The sequence below is a fragment of the Stetteria hydrogenophila genome (genome assembly GCF_054657575.1).
Genome location: NZ_BAAHYL010000001.1, coordinates 369,208 through 392,144 on the forward strand (window position 1 = coordinate 369,208; position 22,937 = coordinate 392,144).

The window sequence follows — 22,937 nt, forward strand, 5'->3', positions numbered from 1 at the left end:
CGCGGCCGCTTCACGTCACCCGGTTGTCTCCTCTTCACCTTCAGCCCTTGCCCCGCCGCTCTTCCCCTTAGACCCTGTTGATTTCGATCTTTTCGTTCTCTTACGCGTAGACTTCTTCTTACTAGTCTCCGAGGCCGACTTCCTCCTAGGTTTCTCGCTGGTCTCCGCCACCATCTGGCTTGAGGGGAGCTCGACCTTCTCCGCGTAGAGCGCGCGGGCCCTGGTCAGGTCTAGCTCCCCCCTGGCGACTTTCTCGAGGATATCCACTGCCTCCAGGAGGACTTCGACTAGCTCAACCTTTATCGGGTGATACTTGGCAACCTCCTCTTCAAGCTCCTCCTCAGGTGTGGGTCTAGCTTCTTCCTCGACCTCGGCTTCCTCCTCCTTCTTTTCTACAAGCTCTGCTTCCTCCTGCCCTGGCACTTCTTCCTCGTCTCTAACAGCCATTCAGCTACACCTCTCTGTCCCGGGGGTCGTTGCCGGAGCTATTTTTCGCTTCAAGATTAAAGTTAATAACACTCTCCCTGCACGCCCCGGGGCCCAGGATGGCGTGAGAGTGTACTGTTAAAGCGGTTCTGGAATGCGCTGGCTGCGGGTCTACGCGGCCGCCCCCGCTCCTCTTACGGGCATGGCAGGATGAGCTTGGCGGTGCCGTAGTCTATGACGGTTAATAGCGGCGCCTGCCCTGCCGGGGCTCTCATGGAGCGCTCCACGCGAACTGTTACAGGGATCCTGCCACCTACTGAGGGGATCTCTCTCGGGGCTCCGGTTTGGGCTATCACAACGATTGGAGCGTCCAGCCTGAGCACGTAGGATAGGGTTTGCCTCCATCCCCCGGCCGGCGGGGGAGAGCTGGTGAGGTCCACCACGACTACTTCAGCGCCGCGCGGTGGGGGGCTTGCTAGCGCTAGGTCCGCCGGGAAGACGCCTTCGAAGAACACTATGCCCTTGCCGGCGGCTTCCTCCCTGGCTAGGGGCAGGCCTGTTAGCTTGCTCCACTCCTCCCACTGGCATGAGGGGCAGATGACTACGTCTGGCTTCAGGCCTAGGCATTTAACGATCCTCCAGGGTTCATGGTGGTCGACTACTACTATCAGTCTTGAGCCCCGGGTGGGCTCCGCTATGGCGCACGCAGCCCCATTGCCTCCCAGAATGGGCCCTAGGCACTCCACCGCAGCAGGCCACCTGCCTGGGATCCCCACTAGGCACCTTCTAGCGGGCAGGGGGGCCTTCACGTGGAAGGGAGTGATAGCCGCCACCGCCGAGAGGGCTGCTAGGCCATGCCAGGAGTAGCCGCCCACGGCCGCCGCCAGCTGAAGCGGGCCGGGTAGGCCCCTCGCAGCGAGGACCGCTAGGAGGGGCCTGGCCAGGTCTATGCAGGAGTCGTGGCCCCCCAGCAGGGCGCCGAGCGCCGCGGCGGGCAGGGCGAACCCCTCCAGCCTGTAGCCGGGCCCCGCCGAGTACCTCGCCATGGAGAAGAGCGCCGCCGCAACGGGGGCAGCCGCGCCGACGTAGTTGAAGTTGGCGACGCTCACCCCCAGGAGTTGAGCGGCCTCCCCAATGCTCTCCATCAAAATCAGGCCTAGGCTAGCGGCCAGGGGGAGCGACGCGGTGATGTAGCCTACCGCGACGGCGGCTGCGAGCCGCGCAAGGCCGTGGACCGGCGCCAGCGCCACCAGCGTGAGGGCGACCACCGAAGCCCTCCCAGCCACGCACCTCGAAATCAATCAAACCCGCCCGCAGCCAGCCCGGAGCCTCCCAGGGTGCCGGTCGGACGCCGGTCAACTAAAAACGGGCGACGGCGCCTCTATAGAAGGCCTTAGACGTTTGAGAGGCCCGGAAGACCCGTGGAGGGGAAGGCTGCCCCGCGCTCGGCCTCGCAGCGTTGGAGCAGGACGCTAGAGGCGGTGCCCGGGATTGCCCAGCGCCATGGATATGCTGCACCCGGCCGTGAGGGAGGCTGCAAGGAGGCTGGGCTACACTAGCCTGCTCCCTATCCAGGAGAAGGCCATACCACACATCCTAGCCGGCCGAGACGTGCTGGTAGTGGCGCCGACGGGTAGCGGGAAGACGGAGGCCGCGCTCCTCCCGCTCCTCTCCAGGATGGCTGAGAGGGGCGGGGGCGGGCTGCGCCTCATCTACATAACACCGCTCAGGGCGCTGAACAGGGACATAATCCTGAGGGTCGAGAGGCTCGCCTCCGAGGCCGGGTTCACCGCTGCTCTGCGCCATGGCGACACCCCCACGTCGCTGAGGAGGAGGTTCCTCGAGAACCCGCCTAACATCATGGTGACCACTCCGGAGTCCCTTAATCTGCTCCTGGCGAGCACCGCGAGCAGGGGGATATGGGACAACGTCGACTACGTAGTCGTAGACGAGGTTCACGAGCTCCTGGAGAGCGAGCGGGGCTCCGAGCTTGCTGTCCTGCTCGAGAGGATCGAGAAGAGGAGAGGGAGGCGGGTGCAGCGGGTCGGGCTCTCGGCCACGCTGTCGAGGAGGAGCGTTGAAGACGCGGCCAGGCTGATAGCCGGCCCTAGGCGGGTCGAGATAGTCGAGGACAGGGCTTTCAAGAAGTATAACATTAGAGTCGAGGTGGCGGTCGACGAGTGGAACGAGGAGGCCTGGAGGAGGCTGGTGGAGAAAGTTGCCGAGACAGCATTAGAGGCTAAGGGGTCGGTGCTTGTCTTCGTCAACACTAGGTCCGTCGCCGAGAAGCTAGCCGTGGAGCTAGCCGGCCTGCTCGGGGAGGACCAGGTGAGAGTCCACCACGGAAGCCTCTCAAGGCGGGTTAGGGAGGAGGCCGAGGCTCTCTTCAGGGAGGGCAAGGTGAAAGTCCTGGTTGCAACGTCGAGCATGGAGCTAGGGATAGACATAGGCCACGTAGACCTAGTCATTCAATTCCTCTCGCCGAGGCGGATAGTGGCGATGGTTCAGAGGGCCGGGCGCTCCGGCCACAGCCTCGAGAGGGTCTCGAACGCGGTGATCGTTACCATAGGCAACCTGTTCGAGGCGCTCGAGTCCGGCGTGATAGCCTTCAGGGCGGAGAAGGGGAGCCTGGAGGACATTAAGCCGCACCGGAAGCCCCTCGACGCTCTAGCCCACCAGCTAGCCGCCATGGTGCTTGAGGGCAGCGCTGGGAGCTTGAGCGAAGCCTATGAACTCGTATCCAGGACCCTGCCCTTCTCGAGCCTCACAATGGACGAACTGGAGGAGGTCGCTAGGCACCTCGACGGCGTGAGGGTGCTTAGGCTGAGAGACGGGGCTCTCGGCCAGGGGAGGAGGCTCAGGAAGTACCTCTACGGAGTCTCAATGATACCAGACGAGGTGACTTACACGGTTGAGGACGTGGTCTCCGGGGCTAAGGTGGGCGAGCTGAGCGGCAGGTTCGTTGAGAGCCTGGCCCTCGAGGCCGGCGAGGGCTCGGGTAAGGGGCAGAGGCACCTCTTCACGCTCGCCGGCCGGGTCTGGGAGATGCTCGACGTTGACGGTGAGTCCGGGAAGGTCCTTGCGAAGCCCCTCGGCGTGGCCCCCGCGATGATCCCCATGTGGGAGGGCGAGCTGATACCGGTGGACTACAAGGTCGCCAGGGAGGTCTGCTCCATCATTTCACTCGCCATGGAGGACCCCCAGGCCGGCCGGAGGCTCCTGGAGGCCAGGAAGCTGAGCGGCCCGGTGGCTGAGAGGATCCTCAGGGTCCTGGAGGGCACGGTGAAGGCCTGGGGGGCGCCTTACCTGTCACCGTCAACCCCCGTAGCCGAGGTCGTCGACGGTGAGGCAGTCGTCTTCGCCTGCCTGGGGAGCAAGGGGAACCTTGCCCTAGCCATGCTGATATCCAGGCTCCTATCCAAATACGTTGGAGAGGTGGTATTCGACTACATACCATACGCCATACTCCTCAAGGCGCGCGCTTCGCAGGAGAGGCTGGCGGAGGCCGTCTCCAAAGCGTTCGACGAGGCCGCACGGCTCGACAAGGTCACGCGCGCTGCGATGATATACGACTACGTAAAGTTCACGAAGGCCTACGTGGTGCGGTTCGTTCAAGTAGCCAAGAGGATGGGGGTCATCGACCCCGACGCCAGGCTTCCACCCGACACGGTCAGGAGGCTCGTCGACGCCTACAGGGGGAGCGTGGTGGACAGGGAGACTATACGGGAGGTCGTCCACGACAAGCTTGACTTAGAAGCGGTCGAGGAGTTCTTCAAGTTCTTCAGGGAGATCAAGGTCGTGAAGGCGAGTAAGCCCTCGCCGCTGGCGCTGGAAGTCTTCGGCAACCCCTACCTGCGCCGCGAGAGGGCGGTCGACCTGAAGCACATAGCACTCAGCCTACTCATCAGGGACAAGAAGAGGTGGCTCGCGAAGAGGAGGATCATACTCGCGTGCACCAAGTGCGGGTGGGTGGGCGAGAGGGAGGTGGGCGAGGTCAAGTCGGTCAGTGACTTGAGGTGCAGGAGGTGCGGGAGCATAAGCGTTGCAGTAGTCCCCGACAGCGAGTGGGGTAGGAGGGCTGTCGAGGTGCTGCTCAAGGCGTTGAGGGGGGAGAAGCTCACGAAGGAGGAGAAGAAGGTCTACAGGGAAATGCTGGACCGGGCGGGGCTGGTGGCTACTTACGCCAGCCAGGGCTACGCGAGGCAAGTAGTTGAGGCCCTAATGGCCAGAGGCGTCGGGCCCAAGAGGGCTAGGAAGCTCATGGAGGTCTACCTGGTGCGCGGCGAGGAGGCGTTCTACGAGGAGTTGATGAACGCTGAGGAGGAGTACCTGGTCAACCGTAAATACTGGAAGACATGAAGGTGCCCCGCCCGGTGCCCTAGGATCCCCCGCCAGTATCCTCCAGCGAGGGCGGGGCTACGAGGACGTCCTCCTCCAGCGACGGGGTCTCCGTGGGGAGCTTGAATTTGTGGAGCTTCAGGTACCTTGCCACTATGGACTCCCTGGTCCTCTTCCCGCTCCGGCGCCACGCCGTGGGGTTGTCGAGCGCTAGGGCTATGGCTATGTGCTCCACTGAAACATCCGCGACCGGGCAGTTGTCTAGGCAGAGCTTGCAGTGGATGCAGGTCGACGGGTTAACCTTGGGCTTGAGGGCGCCGTCCTCGGAGACTACTCTAATAGCGCCTGTGGGGCAGCTGAGCTCGCAGAGCCTGCAGCCGATGCAGTTCACCCACCTGTACATCAGCTTAGCCGCGTCGAAGACTAGCTCCCTGGCGGCGACGCCCCTCAGCCCCTTAACGGTGATCGAGTTGCCCGAGGCCCTGACCTCGACGTTCCCCAGCCTCCCTAGGGTGTAGGATCCCCTGCCCCTCCGCGTGAACGCCCCCATCACCGGGTACTGGTCGTCCAACGCCTCGGCTTTGATGCTGTCTTTGAATACGACTCGTGCAACCCCCTCCTCCGCCTTGTACTCGAGGAGGCCCGGCTTGAGCCAGCGCCTGTAGACCTCCCTCCAGTCCGGCGCCTTGAAGCCTATGCGGCGCGCGAGCCTCAGCTTCTGGGGGGCGTCGCTTAGCCACCTCCAGAGGCCCCGCTCAACCCAGAGCCTGGCCTGCTCCCGCGTGAAGCCGAGCCGCTGGGTGGCCCACCTCTCGAGGAACTCCTCCCACTTACTCCACAGCTCCGGGTGGGTCTCCTTCACAACCTCATACTCCGCGAGGTTGCCGGCGGGGCACATGAAGCAGCCTATCCTGTCGAAGCCCATGTCGTAGAGCGGGTTGTAGGGCAGCTTGTGCTTCCAGATGTAGAGCCACACGAGGAGCTGGCTCCACTCCTGCACAGGGCTGATGTTGAGGATCGTGGGGAACCACTTGTTCCTCCACACCCTAGGGCTCCTAGCCCTGTCGAGGCTCTCGAAAGCCCTCTGACCGACGATGTTGATGGCTCCGTCGGGGTACTTCTCCTTGAGCAGCCTGGCTAGGGGGGCGAGCTTTGCGACCTTACAGCACCACCTGTAATCCTTGCCCGGGGGACCCACGAGCTCGGCGCCGCGCCAGAAGGAGTCCCCGGCAGAGGCCACCAGCACCTCAAGCCCCCACGTCTTCGAGACCTCCTCAACCGCCTTGATCGTCTCCGGCATCTCGATGCCGGTGTCGTTGAAGATGAGTGTCGGCCTGTACCCGGCCTCGAGAGTGAGGTGGAGGGCTACGAGGCTGTCCTTGCCTCCGCTGAACGACACGAGGACGGGCTTCTTAACCTTCTCAACCATAACGTGGATGAACTTTAGAGCCCTGGACTTATAGTAGTAGATGTAGTAGTCGTTCACTTTTATGGCGTCGTCCCACGTGGAGTTCACCCTGCTCGACCTGCTGGCGGGCTGGGGCCTCCTGTAGATGCTGTGGGTCTTAACCACCTCGCCATCCTCGCTGACGTAGCCCAGCCCAACCGGGTAATCGTTCTCATCCACGAATACTACCTGGGACAGCGGGGGGGCGTTAATCGTGTTCCTGTAAACCCTCCTCTTTAAGAGCGCTTTAACCCCGCCTTCGAGCTTGAACTTCGGCAGCGGCTCTAAGTCCCAGACCCTCAGGAGCCCCGGCTGGGCGAACCTGAACCTCCACTCCATAGTCAGCGGGTCGAAGTAGTACCTTCCGATAACGACGCCCTCGCTCACGACCTCGTACATGGCGTCCATGAAGGGGACTTTGTTGACCACCTTAACCCCGGCGCCGAGGAGCCGGTTGAACCCTCTCGTGGAGCCGGTCTCCCTGCGGTACCCCTTCTCCATGTTCCTGAAGTCGTGCTCCATGGCTGGCCTCGCATCACCCGGCTCGGTGAGCCTGACCTCGAAGGCTTCGGACCCGTCGCCGCACTCCTTGCCGAGGGATGGAACGTTGCTCCCTGGGCACCAGTAGACGCGGTTCACCACGGGCCAGGCTTTCCTCAAGCTACGCCTAGCCATGCCGGCTACTACCGGGCTACCTGGACCCGGGCCGAGGTTAAAGACTTAAGCTAGTAACCCGGTTGAATCGAGCGCTAGGGAAGGGCGCCGGGAAGCTTGATCTAATAGAACCTCCAGCCCGGGATCCTCGATGCCGCGCCTTGGAGGGTAGCAGGCTACTGCTCATATAAGCGGGGGCCCTGAATTAGTACCGTAACAGGCCCGGGGAAGCGGTGGGTCTCCGAGGCGGCTAGTGATGAGTGATAAGCCTAGAGTAGTTGTTATAGCCGACTGGGATGCGGACGGCGTCGTGTCAGCCGCGATAATAAAGTACGCGCAGGAGAGGCTGGGCATCTTCCCCATCAAGGGGGAGGCGCGGGTCGAGCTAATCCCGTCGGGCCCCCGCGGGTTCGCCGAGGCCCTAGGCAGCGTCGGCTGCGCCGACGCGCTCGTCATACTGGATATCCCGCTGACCACTGACGTGTACAAGGCTCTGGTGGAGTACAGGGCTAGGTGCAGCGGTGCAATCTACTACTTCGACCATCACGACTCCACGCTTAAGGGTAACTCTGAACTGGAGAGGCTCGGAGTGAAGACCGTTCTAGGCAAGAGCGCCACTGCAGTCCTGGTCCGGATGTTCATCGAGGGCTTCGGGGGGCGCCTAACGCCTAGGCTCGCCAGCTTCTCCGACGCGGTGGCCATACTGGAGGGCGGCAGCAAGAGGCGGCTGAAGCAGTTAAAGAACACCAGCAGCCAGATAGTGGGGATGGCGGCATCCATATCTAAGGCCATAAACGTCTCTAAGGATAGGGAGATGTGGCGGCGCTACGTTGACTGGCTCAGCAACCCGCTCCCCTTCGAGCCGCCGCGCTTCGCGGTGGCTACGGGTAAGGCGAACCCGATCGAGGAGGGCATGAAGCTGTCGAAGGAGGCGGAGGAGGAGGTGAAGAAGGCCGCGCTGGACCTCTCAATGCAGGCCATCAGAGTCGGCTTCCTGAAGTTCGTGGATGCGGAGGATAAGTGGAAGACTAGGGGCGCGACCGCCCTGGCGGGTGAGATAAGCAGGATATCCGGCCAGCCGGTGGCGCTCCTGGTTAAGAGGAACGACGGGGTCCGGCTCCTGATAATAAGGGGTCATAAGGGGCTGCCCGAGGTGCTCGCAGACCTCCTCCTCAAGGAGGGCTTAGTGGAGGACAAGGGCGGCCACAGGAACGTCGCCATATGCAGGGTGAAGGAGGGCGTGTCGAAGCAGGACCTGATCAACGCCCTCAGGAGGCTCTCCTTCGAGGCCTGGCGCAGGCTGGAGTCAGCCCGCGAGCGATCCACCTAAGTGCCTAAGTGTTAAGCGTAAAGCAGCCCGCGTGAAGCTTCCAATTAACGCTGGGTGCTCACTGCTTGCCCAGCCGCCTCGGGCCTAGCGAGGCCCTGGAGCTAATTGGCAGGATCCTCAACGAGTACGGGGTTGACAAGGAGGAGGTTCTCGGGAAGATTAGAGGAAGGCTTGAGTCGAGGGGTTTAAGCGAGTCCTGGGAGAGCCTGCTAGACGCCGCACTCAGCCTGATGACCGAGTGGAGCGCGTTAAACCCGGAGTGGGGCGTTATCGCTAAGAGGCTTTACCTCGAGCGCATCTACGCCGAGGCCCAGAAGCGCTTCGTGACCCCGAGGGGGGTGGAGAGGAGGCTTGACTGGAGGGGGCTCAGACTCCTCGCGTCGCGCTACCTGCTAAGGAGCCCTGAAGGCGTGATAACCGAGACGCCCGACGAGTTGGTGGAGAGGGTTTCAGACTACGTCGCGCTCGCGGAGGCGGCCACGGGTAAGTACAGGGTCTACCGCAAGCTCTTCTACAACCTGCTGAGTAGCCTGAGGTTCGTGCCCAACAGCCCCACGCTCATGAACGCCGGGACCCGCTACCCCCAGCTCGCGGCGTGCTTCACCATCCCGCTCGACGACGACACGGATGCAATATTTGAAGCCATCAAGGTCTCGGCTAGGATATTCAAGACGGGGGCCGGCGCCGGCTACGACTTCACACCCCTGAGGCCGCGGGGGGCGCCGATCAGGGGCACGGGGGGCCGGAGCAGCGGGCCAGTATCGTTCATGAAGGTGTTCGACGCGGCCGCGGACACGGTGAGGGAGGGCGGCAAGAGAAGGGCGGCCATGATGGGCATCCTGAACGCCCTGCACAGAGACGTCTTCGAGTTCATTGAGTCGAAGTGCGGCGAGGGAGGGGTGCTCGAGAACTTCAACATAAGCGTTGCAGTGCAGGACGAGTTCATGAGGAGAGCCCTGGAGGGGGGCCCCTGGAGCCTCTACGACCCCCGGGAGTGCCCCTTGATCGTCGGGGCGCTGAGCCCCGACTTGAGGGAGGTAGAGGCCCGGTGCAAGGCCGAGGTGCGGGTGGAGGCGTCGAAGCTCCTCGAGAGGATAGCCCTCTGCGCCTGGAAGAGCGGTGATCCGGGCGTCATATTCATTGACAGGCTGAACGAGCACAACCCGACGCCTGCGCTTGGGAGGATCCACGCTACCAACCCCTGCGGCGAGACCCCCCTGCTTGACTGGGAGGCGTGCAACCTGGGCAGCATCAACCTGGAGTCCTACGTTGACACGGTTAACCGCAGGATCCTCTGGGACTCCCTGGCGAGGGACGTTGAGCTCGCAGTCCGATTCCTGGACGACGTGATAGACGTGTCGCGCTACCCGGATAAGAGGATTGGCGAAGCCGTTAGGAGGACTAGGAAGATAGGCCTGGGCGTGATGGGCTGGGCGGACCTCCTCGCACGCCTTGGGATCCCCTACGACAGCCATGACGCCCTGTTCCTGGCGGATAAGCTGATGGAGTTCATAGCGTACCACGCCAGGAGGGCGAGCACGGAGATCGCGGGCGAGAAGGGGCCCTACCCGGCCTTCCCCCAGAGCATCCACAGGGAGGGGAGGTTCAACTGGGAGCCCCAGGTCCCCGCGGGCGAGATCTACGACGAGGCCAAGGTGTCTAGGGAGACGAGGGAGCTGGTAGCGGATAGACCCCCCGTCGACTGGGAGGGCCTGCGCAGGGAGATGACCGCCGGGACCAGGAACGCCACCGTCACCGCGATAGCGCCGACGGGGAGCATCAGCATAATAGCAGGCGTCAACAGCAGCATAGAGCCCTTCTTCGCCCTCGTATACGTGCGCCGGACGGAGCTGGGGGCCTGGATCGAGGTCAACAAGCACCTCCAGGAGTGGCTCCAGAGCCAGGGCATGCTCAAGCCCGAGATCCTGGAGGAGATCGCGGTCCACGGCGGGGGGATCAGGTGGGCCCCCTGGGCGCCCCGCGAGCTGAAGGCCAGGCTCCCCACCGCCCTCGAGGTGGGCTGGGAGTGGCACGTTAGGATGCAGGCGGCGTTCCAGAGGTGGGTCGACAACGCCGTGAGTAAAACCGTTAACATGCCCAGCAGCGCCTCTCCAAGCGATGTGAGCAAAGCATTCCAGCTAGCATGGAGGCTTGGCTGCAAGGGTGTAACCGTGTTCAGGGACAAGAGCAGGGAGCGCCAGGTCCTAAGCGTGGACGCCACCATCAAGGCTGTCCTAGAGAGGCCCCCCGAGATCCCGAGGAGCAAGGACAAGAGCCACTACAGCTGGCTAAGGATCAGGAGAGGGGAGGTGGTGGCGGTCCACGAGGAGTACTCTGGAGGCTGCCCCTCCTGCGATATCTAGCCCGCGCAGGAGCAGGCCCGGCGGCGCCAGCCCTGTTTTTGAGGTGGTGCCGCGGCCGGGATTTGAACCCGGGTCACGGGCTCGAGAGGCCCGCATACTGGGCCGGGCTATACTACCGCGGCACCCCCGCTGAGGCCGGTGAAGGAAGCTACTCCAGCCCGGGTTTTAAACTGTTTCGCTTGTGTGAAGGGTACCTCCTGATCAACTCGTAGGCTAGTATAATCTGGGCGAGGTCGGGGTATATTGAGGAGCCCGCCACCCCCCTCTCGATGACGATGAATGGGAGGACCACGCTACCCTTTAGCTTAACCACGTGGCCTGCCTGCGTCCCGAACATTGCTAGCGCTAGCGGCAGCCGTACTGACGGCCTGCTAGCGAGGATGTAGGCTGACAAGGCCGCGGTGAAGAACAGGCCGGCTGCCAGGTGGCTCCCCGAAAGCCCGACGGCTAGGCCGGTGATCAGCGAAACAGTTGATGCGAAGGCTTCGAGGGGGTTCAGGGCGCGGCGCCGGCTTGCTGCGGCTTCCTCCACGGCCTCCATCCGCTCCTCCCAGATTCATGGCTCCAAGGATCCCGGATCCCATATAACCTATAACCCTAAAGCTCGGTGCGGCACGCGCTTTATGGACCGGCTAGTGTTGACGGGCAATTAGCTGGTGGTGGCCGGGCTTGCAGTGGAGGCCCCGCATTAAGGAGAGGCGGTGGAATATAGAGTGGGAGAAGCAGCTCGTCGAGACGTGGGTCGAGGAGGGTATAGGCAAGCCCAGCCTGGACCCGAACGACCCCCGTGAGATCATAGTTATAGACACGCCTCCACCATACGCCAGCGGGAAGTGGCACGTAGGCGGCGCCGCCCACTACGCCCAGATAGACATGCTTGGGCGCTACTTCAGGCTCAAGGGCTACAACGTCGTCATGCCCTTCTACGCCGACCGCAACGGGCTCCCGGTAGAGGTCCAGGTCGAGAAGACCTACGGGGTGAACGCGCACTTAATGGCTAAGACTAAGGAGGGCAGGGAGAAGTTCCTCCAGATGTGCAAGGAGTTCCTAGACAAGGCGGAGGCTGAGATCGTAAGCGTCTGGAGGAGGCTGGGCTGCAGCTTCGACTACTGGAGGAACGGCACGGACAGCCCGGAGTATAGGAAGCTCACCCAGGCAACGTTCATCGAGCTGTTCAAGCGAGGCCTGATCTACGAGGCCGAGAGGCCCGTCCGCTGGTGCCCCAGGTGCAAGACCACGCTGGCCGAGGCGGAGGTTGAGTACAAGGAGGAGGAGGGCTATATCTACTACATAGTATACAAGCTCAAGGATGACGGGAGGGACCTGGTGGTCGCCACCACGAGGCCCGAGCTCCTGGCGGGCTGCGCGGCCCTCGCCTACCACCCCGACGATGAGAGGTACAAGGGCTTAGCGGGCAAGAAGGCCATAGCCCCGCTCTACGGGCACGAGGTTGTAATCGTAGAGCACCCCAGCGTTGACCCTGACTTCGGCACCGGCCTCATGATGATATGCAGCTATGGAGACGAGAACGACGTGAGGCTCTTCTCCGAGCTCAGGCTGAAGCCGAAGGCTCTGATAAACGAGGACGGCATAATGAAGGAGGAGGCCGGGCCCATAGCCGGGCTCCCGGTCAAGGAGGCAAGGGAGAAGATAGCCAAGCTCCTCGAGGAGCGCGGGCTCCTGGTTAAGAAGGAGAGGATACGCCACAAAGTCCCGGTCTGCTGGCGCTGCAAGACCCCGCTCCAGATAATACACAGGAGGGAGTGGTTCCTGAAGCAGCTCGAGTTTCTCGACAAGATCAGGGAGATCGCAGCGAAGATCGAGTTCAAGCCGGAGATGCACAGGAAAAAGCTCTACGACTGGCTGGACAGCGTGACGATGGACTGGCCTATAAGCAGGGACAGGTTCTACAGCACCGAGATCCCGCTCTGGCGCTGCAGGCGCTGCGGCGCGGTGCTAGTGCCCGAGCCCGGCCGCTACTACAGGCCCTGGAAGGAGGATCCCCCCTGGGATAGGTGCCCGAAGTGCGGCGCCCCCAAGGAGTACCTGGAGGGGGAGAAGAGGGTCTTCGACACCTGGTTCGACTCCAGCATTAGCGTGCTCTACGTGAGCCAGTGGAGGAGGAACGACGCGTTCTTCGAGAGGGCGATAAGGAACGCGCTAAGGCCCCAGGGCCAGGACATTATAAGGACCTGGCTCTACTACAGCCTGCTCCGCGTCTACCAGCTCACCGGCAGGCCCGCGTTCCGGTGGGTCAGGATCACGGGGATGGGCCTCGACCCCCACGGCAGGCCCATGCACAAGAGCCTGGGGAATGTGATAGACCCGATACCGGTGATCGAGAAGTACGGGGCGGACGCCTTCAGGTTCTGGGCGGCGGTAGCCTCGAAGCTCGGCTACGACTACAGGTTCGACGAGGGCAAGATCGTCACTGGCAGGAACTTCGTCACCAAGCTCTGGAACCTGGCGAGGTTCATATCCTCGTTCCCGAGGCCTGAGGAGAGGCCCAGGCTCAGGCTGGTCGACGAGGCTTTCCTCGCGCTGCTCGACGAGTACCTGGAGAAGGCTGACATGGCCTACATGGACCTCGACGTCTACGAGCCCGCGCAGCTCCTCTACGAGTACGCCTGGGACTACTTCGCCAGCCACTACGTCGAGCTAGTCAAGGAGAGGGCCTACAACAGCAGCGGCAAGTACGACGAGGACTCCCAGCGGGCGGCTTGGTGGACCCTGCACGCCATCCTTGAGAGGCTCACCACCGCGCTCTCGCCGATAATGCCCTTCGTCACCGACAAGATCCACAGGGAACTATACGGCGGAAGCGTCCACGTGAAGAGGTACCCCGAGCCCATTTACAGCCGCGAGGAGAGGGAGAGGCTCGCGGGCATAGCCAGGGCGGTTGCGAAGGTGGACTCCGAGATATGGAACTACAAGAGGGCCAGCGGCCTGAAGCTCTCCCAGCCTCTGGAGGGCGTTACAGTCCTCGTCCCCGGTGATCTCGCCGGCGTGGTGGAGGAGCTGGCCGACCTCCACAAGTGCACGGTGAAGCCCTACACCGAGCCCCCCGCCGGCGCCGAGAGGGTTGGGGAGCTGGTGTACGTTGCAAGGGAGCGGGCGCCTTGAAGGTTGAGGTTCTGGACGGCAAGCGGCGTAGGTTAAGGGTGAGGCCCGAAGGCGACGAGGACCTTTGGACCCTCATGTCCATCCTCCGCCCGGGCGACTACGTGAAGGGCAGGACCACCAGGGACGTCTCGGTGAAGGGCGGGGGGCGCAAGGAGCGCAGGCCGATAACCGTCAAGCTCCGCGTGGAGAACGTCGAGTTCCAGCCCTTCACCGGGCGCCTGAGGGTCTACGGGGTTATAGTCGAGGGCCCCGAGGAGTACGGGGTCCAGGGGAGGCACCACGCCCTCACAGTAGCCCCGGGGCAGGAGGTCATCATCGAGAGGGAGGACGGCTGGCCCGAGTGGGCCGTCGAGAAGCTCAGGGCAAGCGGCCCTCGGGGGAGAGCCCTAGTAGTAGCAGTCGACTACGACGAGTACGGGGTCGCCCTAGTCGCCCCCCACGGCTTCAAAATGGTCACGGAGGGATCCTCCAGCCTGCCAGGCAAGGACTCACCCACACGTGAACAGGAGTTCAACTCCTACATAGAGAGAGTCGCCAAGCTAGCAGCCGAGACAGCTGCCCGCGAGGGGGTGGAGGTAGTCGTAGTCACAGGCCCCGGGGAGCCGAAGAGGCTAGTGGCGGAGAGGCTCCGAGCACTAGCCCCCAACCTCAAGGTCTTCACCGACGACGCCAGCATGGGCGGCAGGGCCGGGGTGGAGGAGGCGCTCAGAAGGCCAAGGGTAACCGAGGCCCTCAGGGAGTACACGCTCGTAGAAGCCGAGAAAGTGCTAGACGAAGCCATGCGCCTCCTGGCAAGAAACCCCGACAGGGTGGCATACACGCTAGGCGAAGTCGCAGCCGCAGCCAAACTCGGCGCAATCGAGGCCTGCATACTCGTAAGCGACAAGCTACACTCGCTCGATGAGAAGGAACGAGAACTAGCAGTAACAATACTAGAGTGGGGAGAGAAGACCAGGGCCCGAGTCTACCTAGTCCCACCAGACAGCCCCGTAGGCGAGAAAGTCGCACGCCTCGGCGGAGCAGTAGCCGTACTACGCTACCCCCTCCCACACCCAATACAATAGCTTTTCCATTCAAATACATCTTTTCAATTCTATCGCGGAGATATACACGAGAAGGCCGGCAAGGGCTTCGTCGAGGTCCGGGACTTCAGCTTTCAATTCTATCGCGGAGATACTGCGTAGCCGTAGCGTGGGCAGGCGGGTTAGGGTGAAGTGGGAGATTGCTTTCAATTCTATCGCGGAGATACACAATAACTATCTAGTCGTCTACTTCCCGGCTGTCAACAAGGCCCTAGCCTTCCTTTCAATTCTATCGCGGAGATACCTTGAGCGTAGCTCCTTGACGAAGCCCGTGATGTGAATGACTTTCAATTCTATCGCGGAGATACACAGGGCCCGCCTCGCGGCGAGGCTAGAGACCATCAGGAGGCTTTCAATTCTATCGCGGAGATACCGGAAGCCCGTGGGGAGCGGGAGGCCGTTATGCGCCATGCTCACTTTCAATTCTATCGCGGAGATACCTATGAAGCGCTCGCTCATGCCCACCGCGCTGAGGGAGACGCTTTCAATTCTATCGCGGAGATACACCTCCTGCTCTGGTTTTTGCACCACAGCACTAGCAGCCTTTCAATTCTATCGCGGAGATACGCGCCAACCACCACAGCAACCGCGACGGCTACGGCTACGCCTTTCAATTCTATCGCGGAGATACGTTGGTTCAAGACGTTTGATCTAACAGACACTGGCAACCTGCTCTGCTTTCAATTCTATCGCGGAGATACCGTTCTACGTGCAGGGCCCCGTCAGGAGCGCGGAGAGCCGCGTCTTTCAATTCTATCGCGGAGATACCTGTAGAACCTGCCGGCCATACTCTCAGCCTCAGGCTAGATAATCTTTCAATTCTATCGCGGAGATACCCAGCCTGGACCATACGACGGTGGCAGAAACCCAGATGACACTTTCAATTCTATCGCGGAGATACCGTGAACAACCCGAGCACAGTTGGTGTTACAGTAAGGATAAAGGCTTTCAATTCTATCGCGGAGATACCCCTGGCCCCTCGAGAGGCTCGAGAGGCGATGGATAACTTTCAATTCTATCGCGGAGATACCTTCACCGCAAACCGTGTAATGTCGAGCGTTGCTTTGGGGATTCTTTCAATTCTATCGCGGAGATACAACTCCGCGAAATCTATTAGCGGGACGTAGTCCAGCTGGTCTACTTTCAATTCTATCGCGGAGATACTGGCGCTAGTCTTCAAGCTGAGGAAGAGGCTGCCGAAAACCGCCGACGACTTTCAATTCTATCGCGGAGATACAGGCCAGGAAGATGCACGTGAAGGCCCTCACCACCGCCGGCTTCTTTCAATTCTATCGCGGAGATACTACAGGGGGGAGAGGCTAGACCGCATGGGCCCGGCCCCCTGCGCTTTCAATTCTATCGCGGAGATACGCATACCCCCCTCACGCATGGCTAAGCGCGGGCAAAAAGGCCTTTCAATTCTATCGCGGAGATACCCAAGCGTGGCCCGGGCAGCTGAGGGCGCCTTAGCCATGAGTCTAGCGTACAAGTCTTTCAATTCTATCGCGGAGATACCTCTATCAGCTCTATCATTGTTAAAAGGCTATCTCTGTCCTCCTTTCAATTCTATCGCGGAGATACGGGGGTAGGCAAGTTTTGCGCCTGCCCCGCAATTTTGCTTTCAATTCTATCGCGGAGATACTAGTGTCAGAGTAGTGTATCGTGTCGCTTTCAACATATCTGGCGTCGCTTTCAATTCTATCGCGGAGATACTTGCCCAGGAAAAGGAGCGGGAGGCCGAGGCCGAGGCTGGGGAGTCTTTCAATTCTATCGCGGAGATACAAGACCACAGTAATGCATTGTACAAGAAGGCCGGGTTCATTGAAATCTTTCAATTCTATCGCGGAGATACCGAAGCCCCAGCCCGTCAAGCCGCCCGAGGAGATTGCGCTTTCAATTCTATCGCGGAGATACCTGCTACGTCATACTCTTCCCGGCGCCCGAGGAGGAGGAAGAGGCTTTCAATTCTATCGCGGAGATACTACTCGTATCCACCGCCTGCAGGGCGCTGGCGGTGGTGTTGCTTTCAATTCTATCGCGGAGATACCGGTTATCATGCTGTCCACGTCGCTTATGTCAAGCACCTTGCTTTCAATTCTATCGCGGAGATACTGGAGCTGGCCGAGGAGCTCCTCGAGCGGGCCTACAGGGAGGCTTTCAATTCTATCGCGGAGATACTGTTCAAGGCCGCCATTCAAGGCCTGCATCAACTCTATCCATTAGATACCTATTTGCTCCTTCAGCCAGCTCTATAGAGATACTTCAAGCCCCCCCACTGGGGGCCCGCTCCCACCAGCCACTCACGAACATTCACTGCTACCAACAGTTAAATAATTTACTACCTTGAAAAGTATGTACTCCCGGCTGGAGCCGGGAGCGCTTAAATACCTCCAGCCCACCGTTCTCCTACCGTTTAACGTTTGATGGAGGCCGGGGGCACCGAAAGACTTTTAAACGTCTCGGGTTTACCCGGGAATATATGTGAAGGGTTTGTATTGCTCTTGGTTGCGGTTAGGGTTTTGGGTTGGCGGGGCCTCGTTGTGAGTGCTTGCGAGTGGTAGAATTGAATGGGGCGGGTGTTGGAGGGGTTAAGCCTGTTCTTTTGGGCGTGTTGTGAGTAGCTCGGTGGGGGCCGCGGGGATCCCTGGGGGGTGTGGGGACCGATCTCGGCGCCGCACCGCCCCGTGGCTGGGGCGGGGGATGGGCGAGAGGCTGGCGCTGCCGACTCGCCCCTGGGGGCCCCGTGGCTCCCTTGGCTCTTCTCAGCGTGGCTGGTGGCTTTGCCGGTGCGTTATGGGAGGCGGCGGGTGGAGAGGTGCTGGGTTCCGGAGAAGAGGATAGCTGTGGTTGCGGAGAAGCCTAAGGCTGCGGAGAAGATAGCGTTGGCGCTGGCTCAGGGTAGGCCTGTTAAGTGCAGCGTTAACGGGATCCCTGTGTGGGTTTTGAGGCATAACGGCTCCTGGGTGGTGGTTGCGCCGAGCGCTGGGCACATGTACGGCCCCCACTCCCGCCGCCGGGGCTACCCTGTCTTCGACCTGGAGTGGCGGCCGCTGTGGGAGTTCGAGTCTGGGTCGAGGCACCTCTACAAGTTCTACCAGGCGCTCAAGCGGGTCCTGCCGGGTTCGATGCTCTACGTTAACGCGTGCGACTACGACGTGGAGGGGTCGGTGATCGGGTACATGATCATACTCCACCTGGGCGACGTCAGGCGCGCTAGGAGGATGAAGTTCTCGAGCCTCTCGCCGGTGGAGTTGAGGAGGGCGTTCCACCGCCTCGAGCCCCTCGACATGGAGATGGTTGAGGCCGGGATGGCTAGGAACGAACTCGACTGGCTCTGGGGCGTCAACGTCTCCAGGGCGCTGATGGACGCCGTCCGCCGCGTCTCGGGGAGGAGGGTGATCCTCTCCGCGGGCAGGGTGCAGAGCCCCACCCTCGTCGAGGCCGTGAGGCGGTGGAGGGAGCTGAACCTCCACGTCCCGGAGCCTAGGTTCACCGTGTGGGTCGAGGTTGAGTGGAGGGGGGAGAGGTTCAGGCTAACGCTAGCGGAGCCCCAGCCCTCCACGCGCTCCGAGGCCGCGGAGGTGGTTAGGAGCGTTAAGAACGCCGGGGCCCTGAGGGTTGTCGAGTCGTCCTCGAGGAGGGCTAGGGTGAGGCCGCCGCCGGCGTTCAACCTCGGCGACCTGCAGTCGGAGGCTGCGAGACTCTACAGGTACTCCCCCGCCAAGACGCAGCAGCTGGCGGAGGACCTCTACCTCGACGCCTTGATCAGCTACCCGAGGACTAACAGCCAGAAGCTCCCGCCGACCATCGACTACAAGTCGATAATCGCTTCGCTCACAGCCTCACCGCTCCACGGGGCGCTGGCGGCGAGGCTCCTAAGGGAGACGGGGGGCGTGCTGCGCCCCGTCCAGGGGTTGAAGGAGGACCCAGCCCACCCCGCTATACACCCCACGGGCCAGGTCCCCTCCCAGCCGCTCGACAGGGACCACGCCAGGATCTACGACCTCGTCGTCAGGAGGTTCCTCGCCGCCTTCGCCGGGGATGCGGTGGTCGCAAGGAACACCGTGGCCGCCGCGGACTCCGAGGGGCGCCTGTTCAAGGCTTCAGGGGTTAAGGTGGTGGTGGAGGGGTGGCTCCACTACTACCCCTACGCGAGGCCGGGCGAGGAGCGGGTCCCCGCCCCGCCCCCCGGGAGCCTGCTGAGGGTGGTCAACGCCGGGTTCAAGACCTACTACACCAAGCCCTCCCAGGGGCTGTCGAGGATGGAGCTGCTGAGGTGGATGGAGCGAGTCAACATCGGGACGGAGGGGACTAGGGCTAGGATCATCGAGACGCTCTTCAAGAGGGGCTACCTCGAGTCGAGGGGCGGCAGGGTGGCGGTCACGGGCCTCGGCGAGGCGGTGGCCTCCATCATTGAGAGCCTGTTCCCGGACCTCGCGACGCCCGACCTCACCAGGGAGTTCGAGAGGATGCTCGAAGACATACAGGCGGGGAGGAGGAGCAGGGCCGAGGTGGTTGAGAGCGCTAAGAGGGTGATCACCATGCTCATCAACTCGTTCAGGGAGAGGCTGGACGAGGTCGGGGAGGAGCTCGCCCTGACGCTGGGCTACGCGAGGCCCACCGTCGCCTGCGTTGTTTGCGGGAGGCACGCCGAGCACGAGGTGGGAGGGTACACGCTGTGCACTAGGCACGCGGAGGCCGTGAGGAGGATGGCCTCCAAGGTGCCCCTGGTGGCCCGCAGGCTCGGCGTGTCCCCCGAGGATGTGGTGAGGAGGCTCGCGGAGGGATGGGGCCATGCGGGCGCTTGGGTAGTTGAAGCCGCCAAGGTGGCGGTGAGGGACCCGGGGTTCATGAAGCTCGTTACCTCAAGACCAGGGTGACCGAGCCTATGTAGGGAAGCTTCACCACGTAACCCCTAACCGCCACCGCGACGCCCACGATGCTGGAGTAGGGCACGCCGCTCGCCTCCACGCGCTCACCCGTGTAGGGGTCGGTGAAGACCACCGGGCGGCACCTAGCGGGGTCGCCGAAGTCCGGGACCTTGTTGGTCTCCCTGTTGTCCCCCCACGTGACGAAGCAGTAGCTCCCCCCATCCTTGTAGACGTAGACCACCCTGTGGATGACGTAGGCTCCGTAGGTCCTGTAAACCACTATGTCGCCAACGCGTATGTCCTCCGGCTTCTTAGGGATTATGAAGACTAGGTCGCCGCTGTGGAGGATCGGCTCCATGCTCTGCCCCTGCACCACGGCGAATACGGTCGGAGCGCCGAAGACTGCCTTGGCCCACAGCGGCGTGGAAGCCAGCGCCAGCAAGGCGATAGCCAAGACCACGTCGAGGAGCGAGGCGCCTCCACGGCCAGCCATTACAAGCCACCGGGCTGCGCTCTAGCCCGCCTGGGCCTTAGACGCCGCCTCAAGGCACTATATACTTCAATCCCGGCTAGTTTATGGCAGGCTGAGGCTCTTGGAGGCGGGGGAGCTGGAGAGGCTTAGGAGGCTGCTGACCCGGGTCGCAGGCGAAGCCGCCGGGCTGCTTAGGGATAACGCTTGCAGTGAGGAGTACTCCGCCACCGTCAGGGGGGAGACCATCAGGGCCGATCTGGAGGCGGAGGCCTACATCATCGACGCCTTGAAGGCCGAGGGCTTTAGGGGGCTCGTCGTCAGCGAGGAAACCGGCAGGGTGGAGCTGGGCGGGGACGAGTACGTCGCGATAGTTGACCCGCTCGACGGGAGCTCAAACTACAGCGCGTGCATCCCGTGGGCCTCGGTCTCCATAGCCCTGGCGAGGAGGGGCCACGGACTCAGGGAGGGGCTGCTGGCGGGCGTTGTCTACCCGGTCTTCTACGGCCAGCCCGTTTCATTCGCTAGGGGGCTCGGCTGCTTCCTCGGCGGCAGGCGGGTGGAGCCGCCCCGGGCCCCGAGCAACGTGATGTACACCTACATGGAGTCCAGCGACTTCGTCGGAGCGGTGCTAAAGGCTTTCGAAGCCCTCGGCCGGCCGAAGATAAGGAGCCTCGGAAGCGCCGCTCTGGAGCTCTCCTACACCGCCCTAGGCAGGGGCCTGGTCTTCATCGACCTAAGGGGCAAGCTTAGGAACGTCGACATAGCCGCCGCCTACGGCATCGTGGTGGAGTGCGGCGGCGACGTCTTCAAGCCGGGCTGCGGGGCGCTCGACGCAGGCACGGAGAGCGTCGAGCGCGTCGAGTCACTTATCGCGTCGGGAAACCGTGAAGTAGCCTGCAAGGTCGCCAGGATCCTGGGTGGCGGGGAGTGAGCAGGCTAGACCAGCCTGTGAGGGCCCACCTACTCGTGAGGGGCCTAGTCCAGGGCGTATTCTTCAGGGCGAACATGAGGAGGGTGGCTAAGGAGAACGGGGTAACCGGCTGGGTCAGAAACCTCCCAGACGGAGAGACGGTCGAGGCCGTGCTCGAGGGGCCAAGGGCTTCAGTGGAGAGAGTGATCTGCTGGGCCCTCCACGGCCCCGAGCTGGCCGACGTCAGGGAGGTCAAGGTTAAGTTCGAAGAGTACCGGGGCGAGTTTAGCGACTTCACGATCAGATACTAGCCCCCCGGCTTCAGCCCTGCGGCACCGGGAGGGTGAGGGCTAGGAGCAGCCCGTAGACCAGCCCGGCGGCGGCGCTCCTCCACCCATACTTCTCGTCCACGAGCGTGGGGCCGGGGTGCGCGCCCCCGGAGAGCGTGTAGAGGAGTATCGCGAGTAGGGCGAAGAGGAAGAGCGGGGGCGCAGCCAGCGAGGCGGCTAGGAGTGCTGCTATGAAGAGCTTCGACGCCAGCCTGTGCCCCCTATCGCCTAGGAGCGCCCTTACCACGTGCCCCCCGTCTAGCTGTCCTATGGGTATCAGGTTGAGGAACGTCACGAAGAACACGACGTAGGATGCGAAGGCTAGGGGGCTGAGGAGGACGAAGTACCCCTCGGGCACGCTCTTCACCTTGGAGAGCAGGATCATTACGAGGGGGATTATGCTCAGCGGGGCCGACCCCTGGGGTAGCTCGTGGTAGGGGAGCACCGGCGAGCCCCTGATCCCCAGTATAGCCACGGGTATAGCCGCTAGGAAGCCGGCTAGAGGGCCGGCGATGCCGATCACGGAGAGAGAGTCCCTTGTGGGAGGGGGCCACCTCATCAGGATCACCGAGCCGAACGTGCCGAGGAAGCCGAGCTGGAGCGGGGGCCCCGGGAGCGGTATGGGCACGCTGCTGGGCACTCCGTAGAGCTTCATAGCCACGTAGTGCCCCATCTCGTGGATCAAGAGGGGGGCCAGGAGGCCGAGGACGTAGCTCCAGGGGCTCCAGGCGAGGCTTGAGGTCTCGACGCCAAGCTCGCGGGCCGGCGACGCCAGAGCCAGGCCTGAAAGGTAGAGTGAAGCCACGACTAAGGCACCCAGCAGCAGGGCGAGGCCAGCCATGGAGGACGAGTCGACACGGCTCCTAACGTACATATTGTAAGCCGCTCCCTCGCGGCGTGCTATAACGTAGCAGCCGCGGGACGCCAGCCTTCTAGCTAACCCCTCAGCCTCCCTCGGCGTTAACGGCCTCCGCGGGATAGCGACTACAGAAAGGCCTCCATTCACACCCCTAGACTCGACGATGTCGAAGTACTCGCCCAACACGCTAAGGCACGGGGCGCTCCAGCTACCTGAAGACCCTCCCGCCGACAACTCTCTTCTCTACCTCTAGAAGCCTCTTCAAGGGGATAACGTCAACCACTTCATCCGGGTACCCCTCGCCGCTCCTCCTGTAGCGTATAATAGTCACGGGCAGGAGCGCATGGTCAACCTCATACGTCGCTATAGCAATGGGATCCCTGCTCCCAACCAGCTCGGGAGCCACTAGGGGGGGAGCGCCGAAGGATAGCTGCAACGCCCTAATACCGATCAAGCGCGCCCTCTCATACTTCGTTAGGAAGGGCGGCCCCAGCTTCACCTCGCTAGAGAGCCTCGGGTAAGCGCTATACCAGCCGTTCCCAGCCAAGCCAGCCCCCCAACGCCGGCTCCCCCAAGGAGCCTTTAAAAGATTAAGAGGGGAAGCCTCGGATCCAGGTTCCTCCTCACAGGCCGACGCCTAGGAGACGCCAGCCCATCCTCATCGGCCTGGTAGCGTGGAGAGGCTTCGGGGCGTAATAATCATTGCCGAGAAGGCGAGAAGCCATCGGGGCCC

15 protein-coding genes, 1 tRNA gene and 1 CRISPR repeat array are annotated in these 22,937 nt (G+C 62.4%); of the genes, 8 read left to right on the forward strand and 8 right to left on the reverse strand.

Features of this window, described 5'->3' with window-relative positions:
• Positions 1-15: 15 nt before the first annotated feature.
• Together ACYQ3J_RS02030 and ACYQ3J_RS02035 are read right to left on the reverse strand one after the other, a co-directional pair.
• Positions 16-447: a hypothetical protein gene (locus ACYQ3J_RS02030; RefSeq protein WP_460123782.1), complete on the reverse strand. Its 432-nt coding sequence runs from the start codon at positions 445-447 to the stop codon at positions 16-18.
• A gap of 173 nt (positions 448-620) precedes the next feature.
• Positions 621-1,712 carry a hypothetical protein gene (locus ACYQ3J_RS02035; protein ID WP_460123785.1) on the reverse strand — a complete coding sequence of 364 codons (1,092 nt, stop codon included), beginning with the start codon at positions 1,710-1,712 and terminating at the stop codon, positions 621-623.
• Positions 1,713-1,917: 205 nt separating this feature from the next.
• Between ACYQ3J_RS02035 and ACYQ3J_RS02040 the strand changes: the two genes are divergently transcribed.
• Complete coding sequence (locus ACYQ3J_RS02040; protein WP_460123788.1) at positions 1,918-4,785, forward strand: DEAD/DEAH box helicase; 2,868 nt, start codon at positions 1,918-1,920, stop codon at positions 4,783-4,785.
• 19 nt (positions 4,786-4,804) lie between these two features.
• Here ACYQ3J_RS02040 and ACYQ3J_RS02045 read toward each other — a convergent pair whose 3' ends face one another.
• On the reverse strand, positions 4,805-6,886 hold the full coding sequence (locus tag ACYQ3J_RS02045; RefSeq protein ID WP_460123791.1) for a phosphoadenosine phosphosulfate reductase domain-containing protein: 2,082 nt from the start codon (positions 6,884-6,886) through the stop codon (positions 4,805-4,807).
• A gap of 235 nt (positions 6,887-7,121) precedes the next feature.
• Here ACYQ3J_RS02045 and ACYQ3J_RS02050 point away from each other — a divergent pair, with 235 nt between their 5' ends.
• Both ACYQ3J_RS02050 and ACYQ3J_RS02055 read left to right on the forward strand, forming a co-directional pair.
• Complete coding sequence (locus tag ACYQ3J_RS02050; protein ID WP_460123794.1) at positions 7,122-8,195, forward strand: phosphoesterase; 1,074 nt, start codon at positions 7,122-7,124, stop codon at positions 8,193-8,195.
• 65 nt (positions 8,196-8,260) lie between these two features.
• The gene (locus tag ACYQ3J_RS02055; RefSeq protein ID WP_460123797.1) at positions 8,261-10,558 is read left to right on the forward strand and encodes an adenosylcobalamin-dependent ribonucleoside-diphosphate reductase; all 2,298 of its coding nucleotides are present in this window, start codon (positions 8,261-8,263) and stop codon (positions 10,556-10,558) included.
• A gap of 44 nt (positions 10,559-10,602) precedes the next feature.
• On the opposite strand, the gene ACYQ3J_RS02060 is transcribed toward ACYQ3J_RS02055, so the two are convergent.
• Positions 10,603-10,680: transfer RNA gene (locus ACYQ3J_RS02060), tRNA-Glu, on the reverse strand.
• A 26-nt stretch (positions 10,681-10,706) separates the two neighbouring features.
• On the reverse strand, positions 10,707-11,099 hold the full coding sequence (locus ACYQ3J_RS02065; protein ID WP_460123800.1) for a hypothetical protein: 393 nt from the start codon (positions 11,097-11,099) through the stop codon (positions 10,707-10,709).
• A gap of 128 nt (positions 11,100-11,227) precedes the next feature.
• On the opposite strand from ACYQ3J_RS02065, the gene ACYQ3J_RS02070 reads away from it, so the two are divergent.
• The 3 genes from ACYQ3J_RS02070 (at position 11,228) to ACYQ3J_RS02080 (ending at position 19,643) form a co-directional block, all read left to right on the forward strand.
• On the forward strand, positions 11,228-13,681 hold the full coding sequence (locus ACYQ3J_RS02070; protein ID WP_460123802.1) for a valine--tRNA ligase: 2,454 nt from the start codon (positions 11,228-11,230) through the stop codon (positions 13,679-13,681).
• Positions 13,678-14,745, forward strand: a complete 1,068-nt coding sequence (locus ACYQ3J_RS02075; RefSeq protein ID WP_460123805.1) for a pelota family protein — start codon at positions 13,678-13,680, stop codon at positions 14,743-14,745. Before ACYQ3J_RS02070 ends, ACYQ3J_RS02075 begins: the two co-directional genes overlap by 4 nt.
• A 20-nt stretch (positions 14,746-14,765) precedes the next feature.
• A CRISPR array of direct repeats spans positions 14,766-16,941; the repeat unit is 24 nt; unit sequence CTTTCAATTCTATCGCGGAGATAC.
• A gap of 629 nt (positions 16,942-17,570) precedes the next feature.
• On the forward strand, positions 17,571-19,643 hold the full coding sequence (locus tag ACYQ3J_RS02080) for a DNA topoisomerase I (protein ID WP_460123808.1): 2,073 nt from the start codon (positions 17,571-17,573) through the stop codon (positions 19,641-19,643).
• On the opposite strand, the gene ACYQ3J_RS02085 is transcribed toward ACYQ3J_RS02080, so the two are convergent.
• Entirely contained in the window at positions 19,624-20,127 is a 504-nt protein-coding gene (locus tag ACYQ3J_RS02085) for a signal peptidase I (RefSeq protein WP_460123811.1), read from the reverse strand. The two genes, ACYQ3J_RS02080 and ACYQ3J_RS02085, sit on opposite strands and share 20 nt — an antisense overlap.
• A gap of 100 nt (positions 20,128-20,227) precedes the next feature.
• Between ACYQ3J_RS02085 and ACYQ3J_RS02090 the strand changes: the two genes are divergently transcribed.
• On the forward strand, positions 20,228-21,037 hold the full coding sequence (locus ACYQ3J_RS02090) for an inositol monophosphatase family protein (protein WP_460123814.1): 810 nt from the start codon (positions 20,228-20,230) through the stop codon (positions 21,035-21,037).
• A complete protein-coding gene (locus ACYQ3J_RS02095; RefSeq protein WP_460123817.1) occupies positions 21,034-21,327 on the forward strand; it encodes an acylphosphatase in 294 nt (97 codons plus the stop codon). The genes ACYQ3J_RS02090 and ACYQ3J_RS02095 overlap by 4 nt, the downstream gene beginning before the upstream one ends.
• A gap of 10 nt (positions 21,328-21,337) precedes the next feature.
• Here the strand turns inward: ACYQ3J_RS02095 and ACYQ3J_RS02100 are convergent, their stop codons facing one another.
• A complete protein-coding gene (locus ACYQ3J_RS02100) occupies positions 21,338-22,390 on the reverse strand; it encodes a site-2 protease family protein (RefSeq protein WP_460123820.1) in 1,053 nt (350 codons plus the stop codon).
• Positions 22,391-22,412: 22 nt separating this feature from the next.
• Positions 22,413-22,751: a DNA-directed RNA polymerase subunit K gene (locus ACYQ3J_RS02105; protein ID WP_460123823.1), complete on the reverse strand. Its 339-nt coding sequence runs from the start codon at positions 22,749-22,751 to the stop codon at positions 22,413-22,415.
• Positions 22,752-22,937 lie beyond the last annotated feature (186 nt).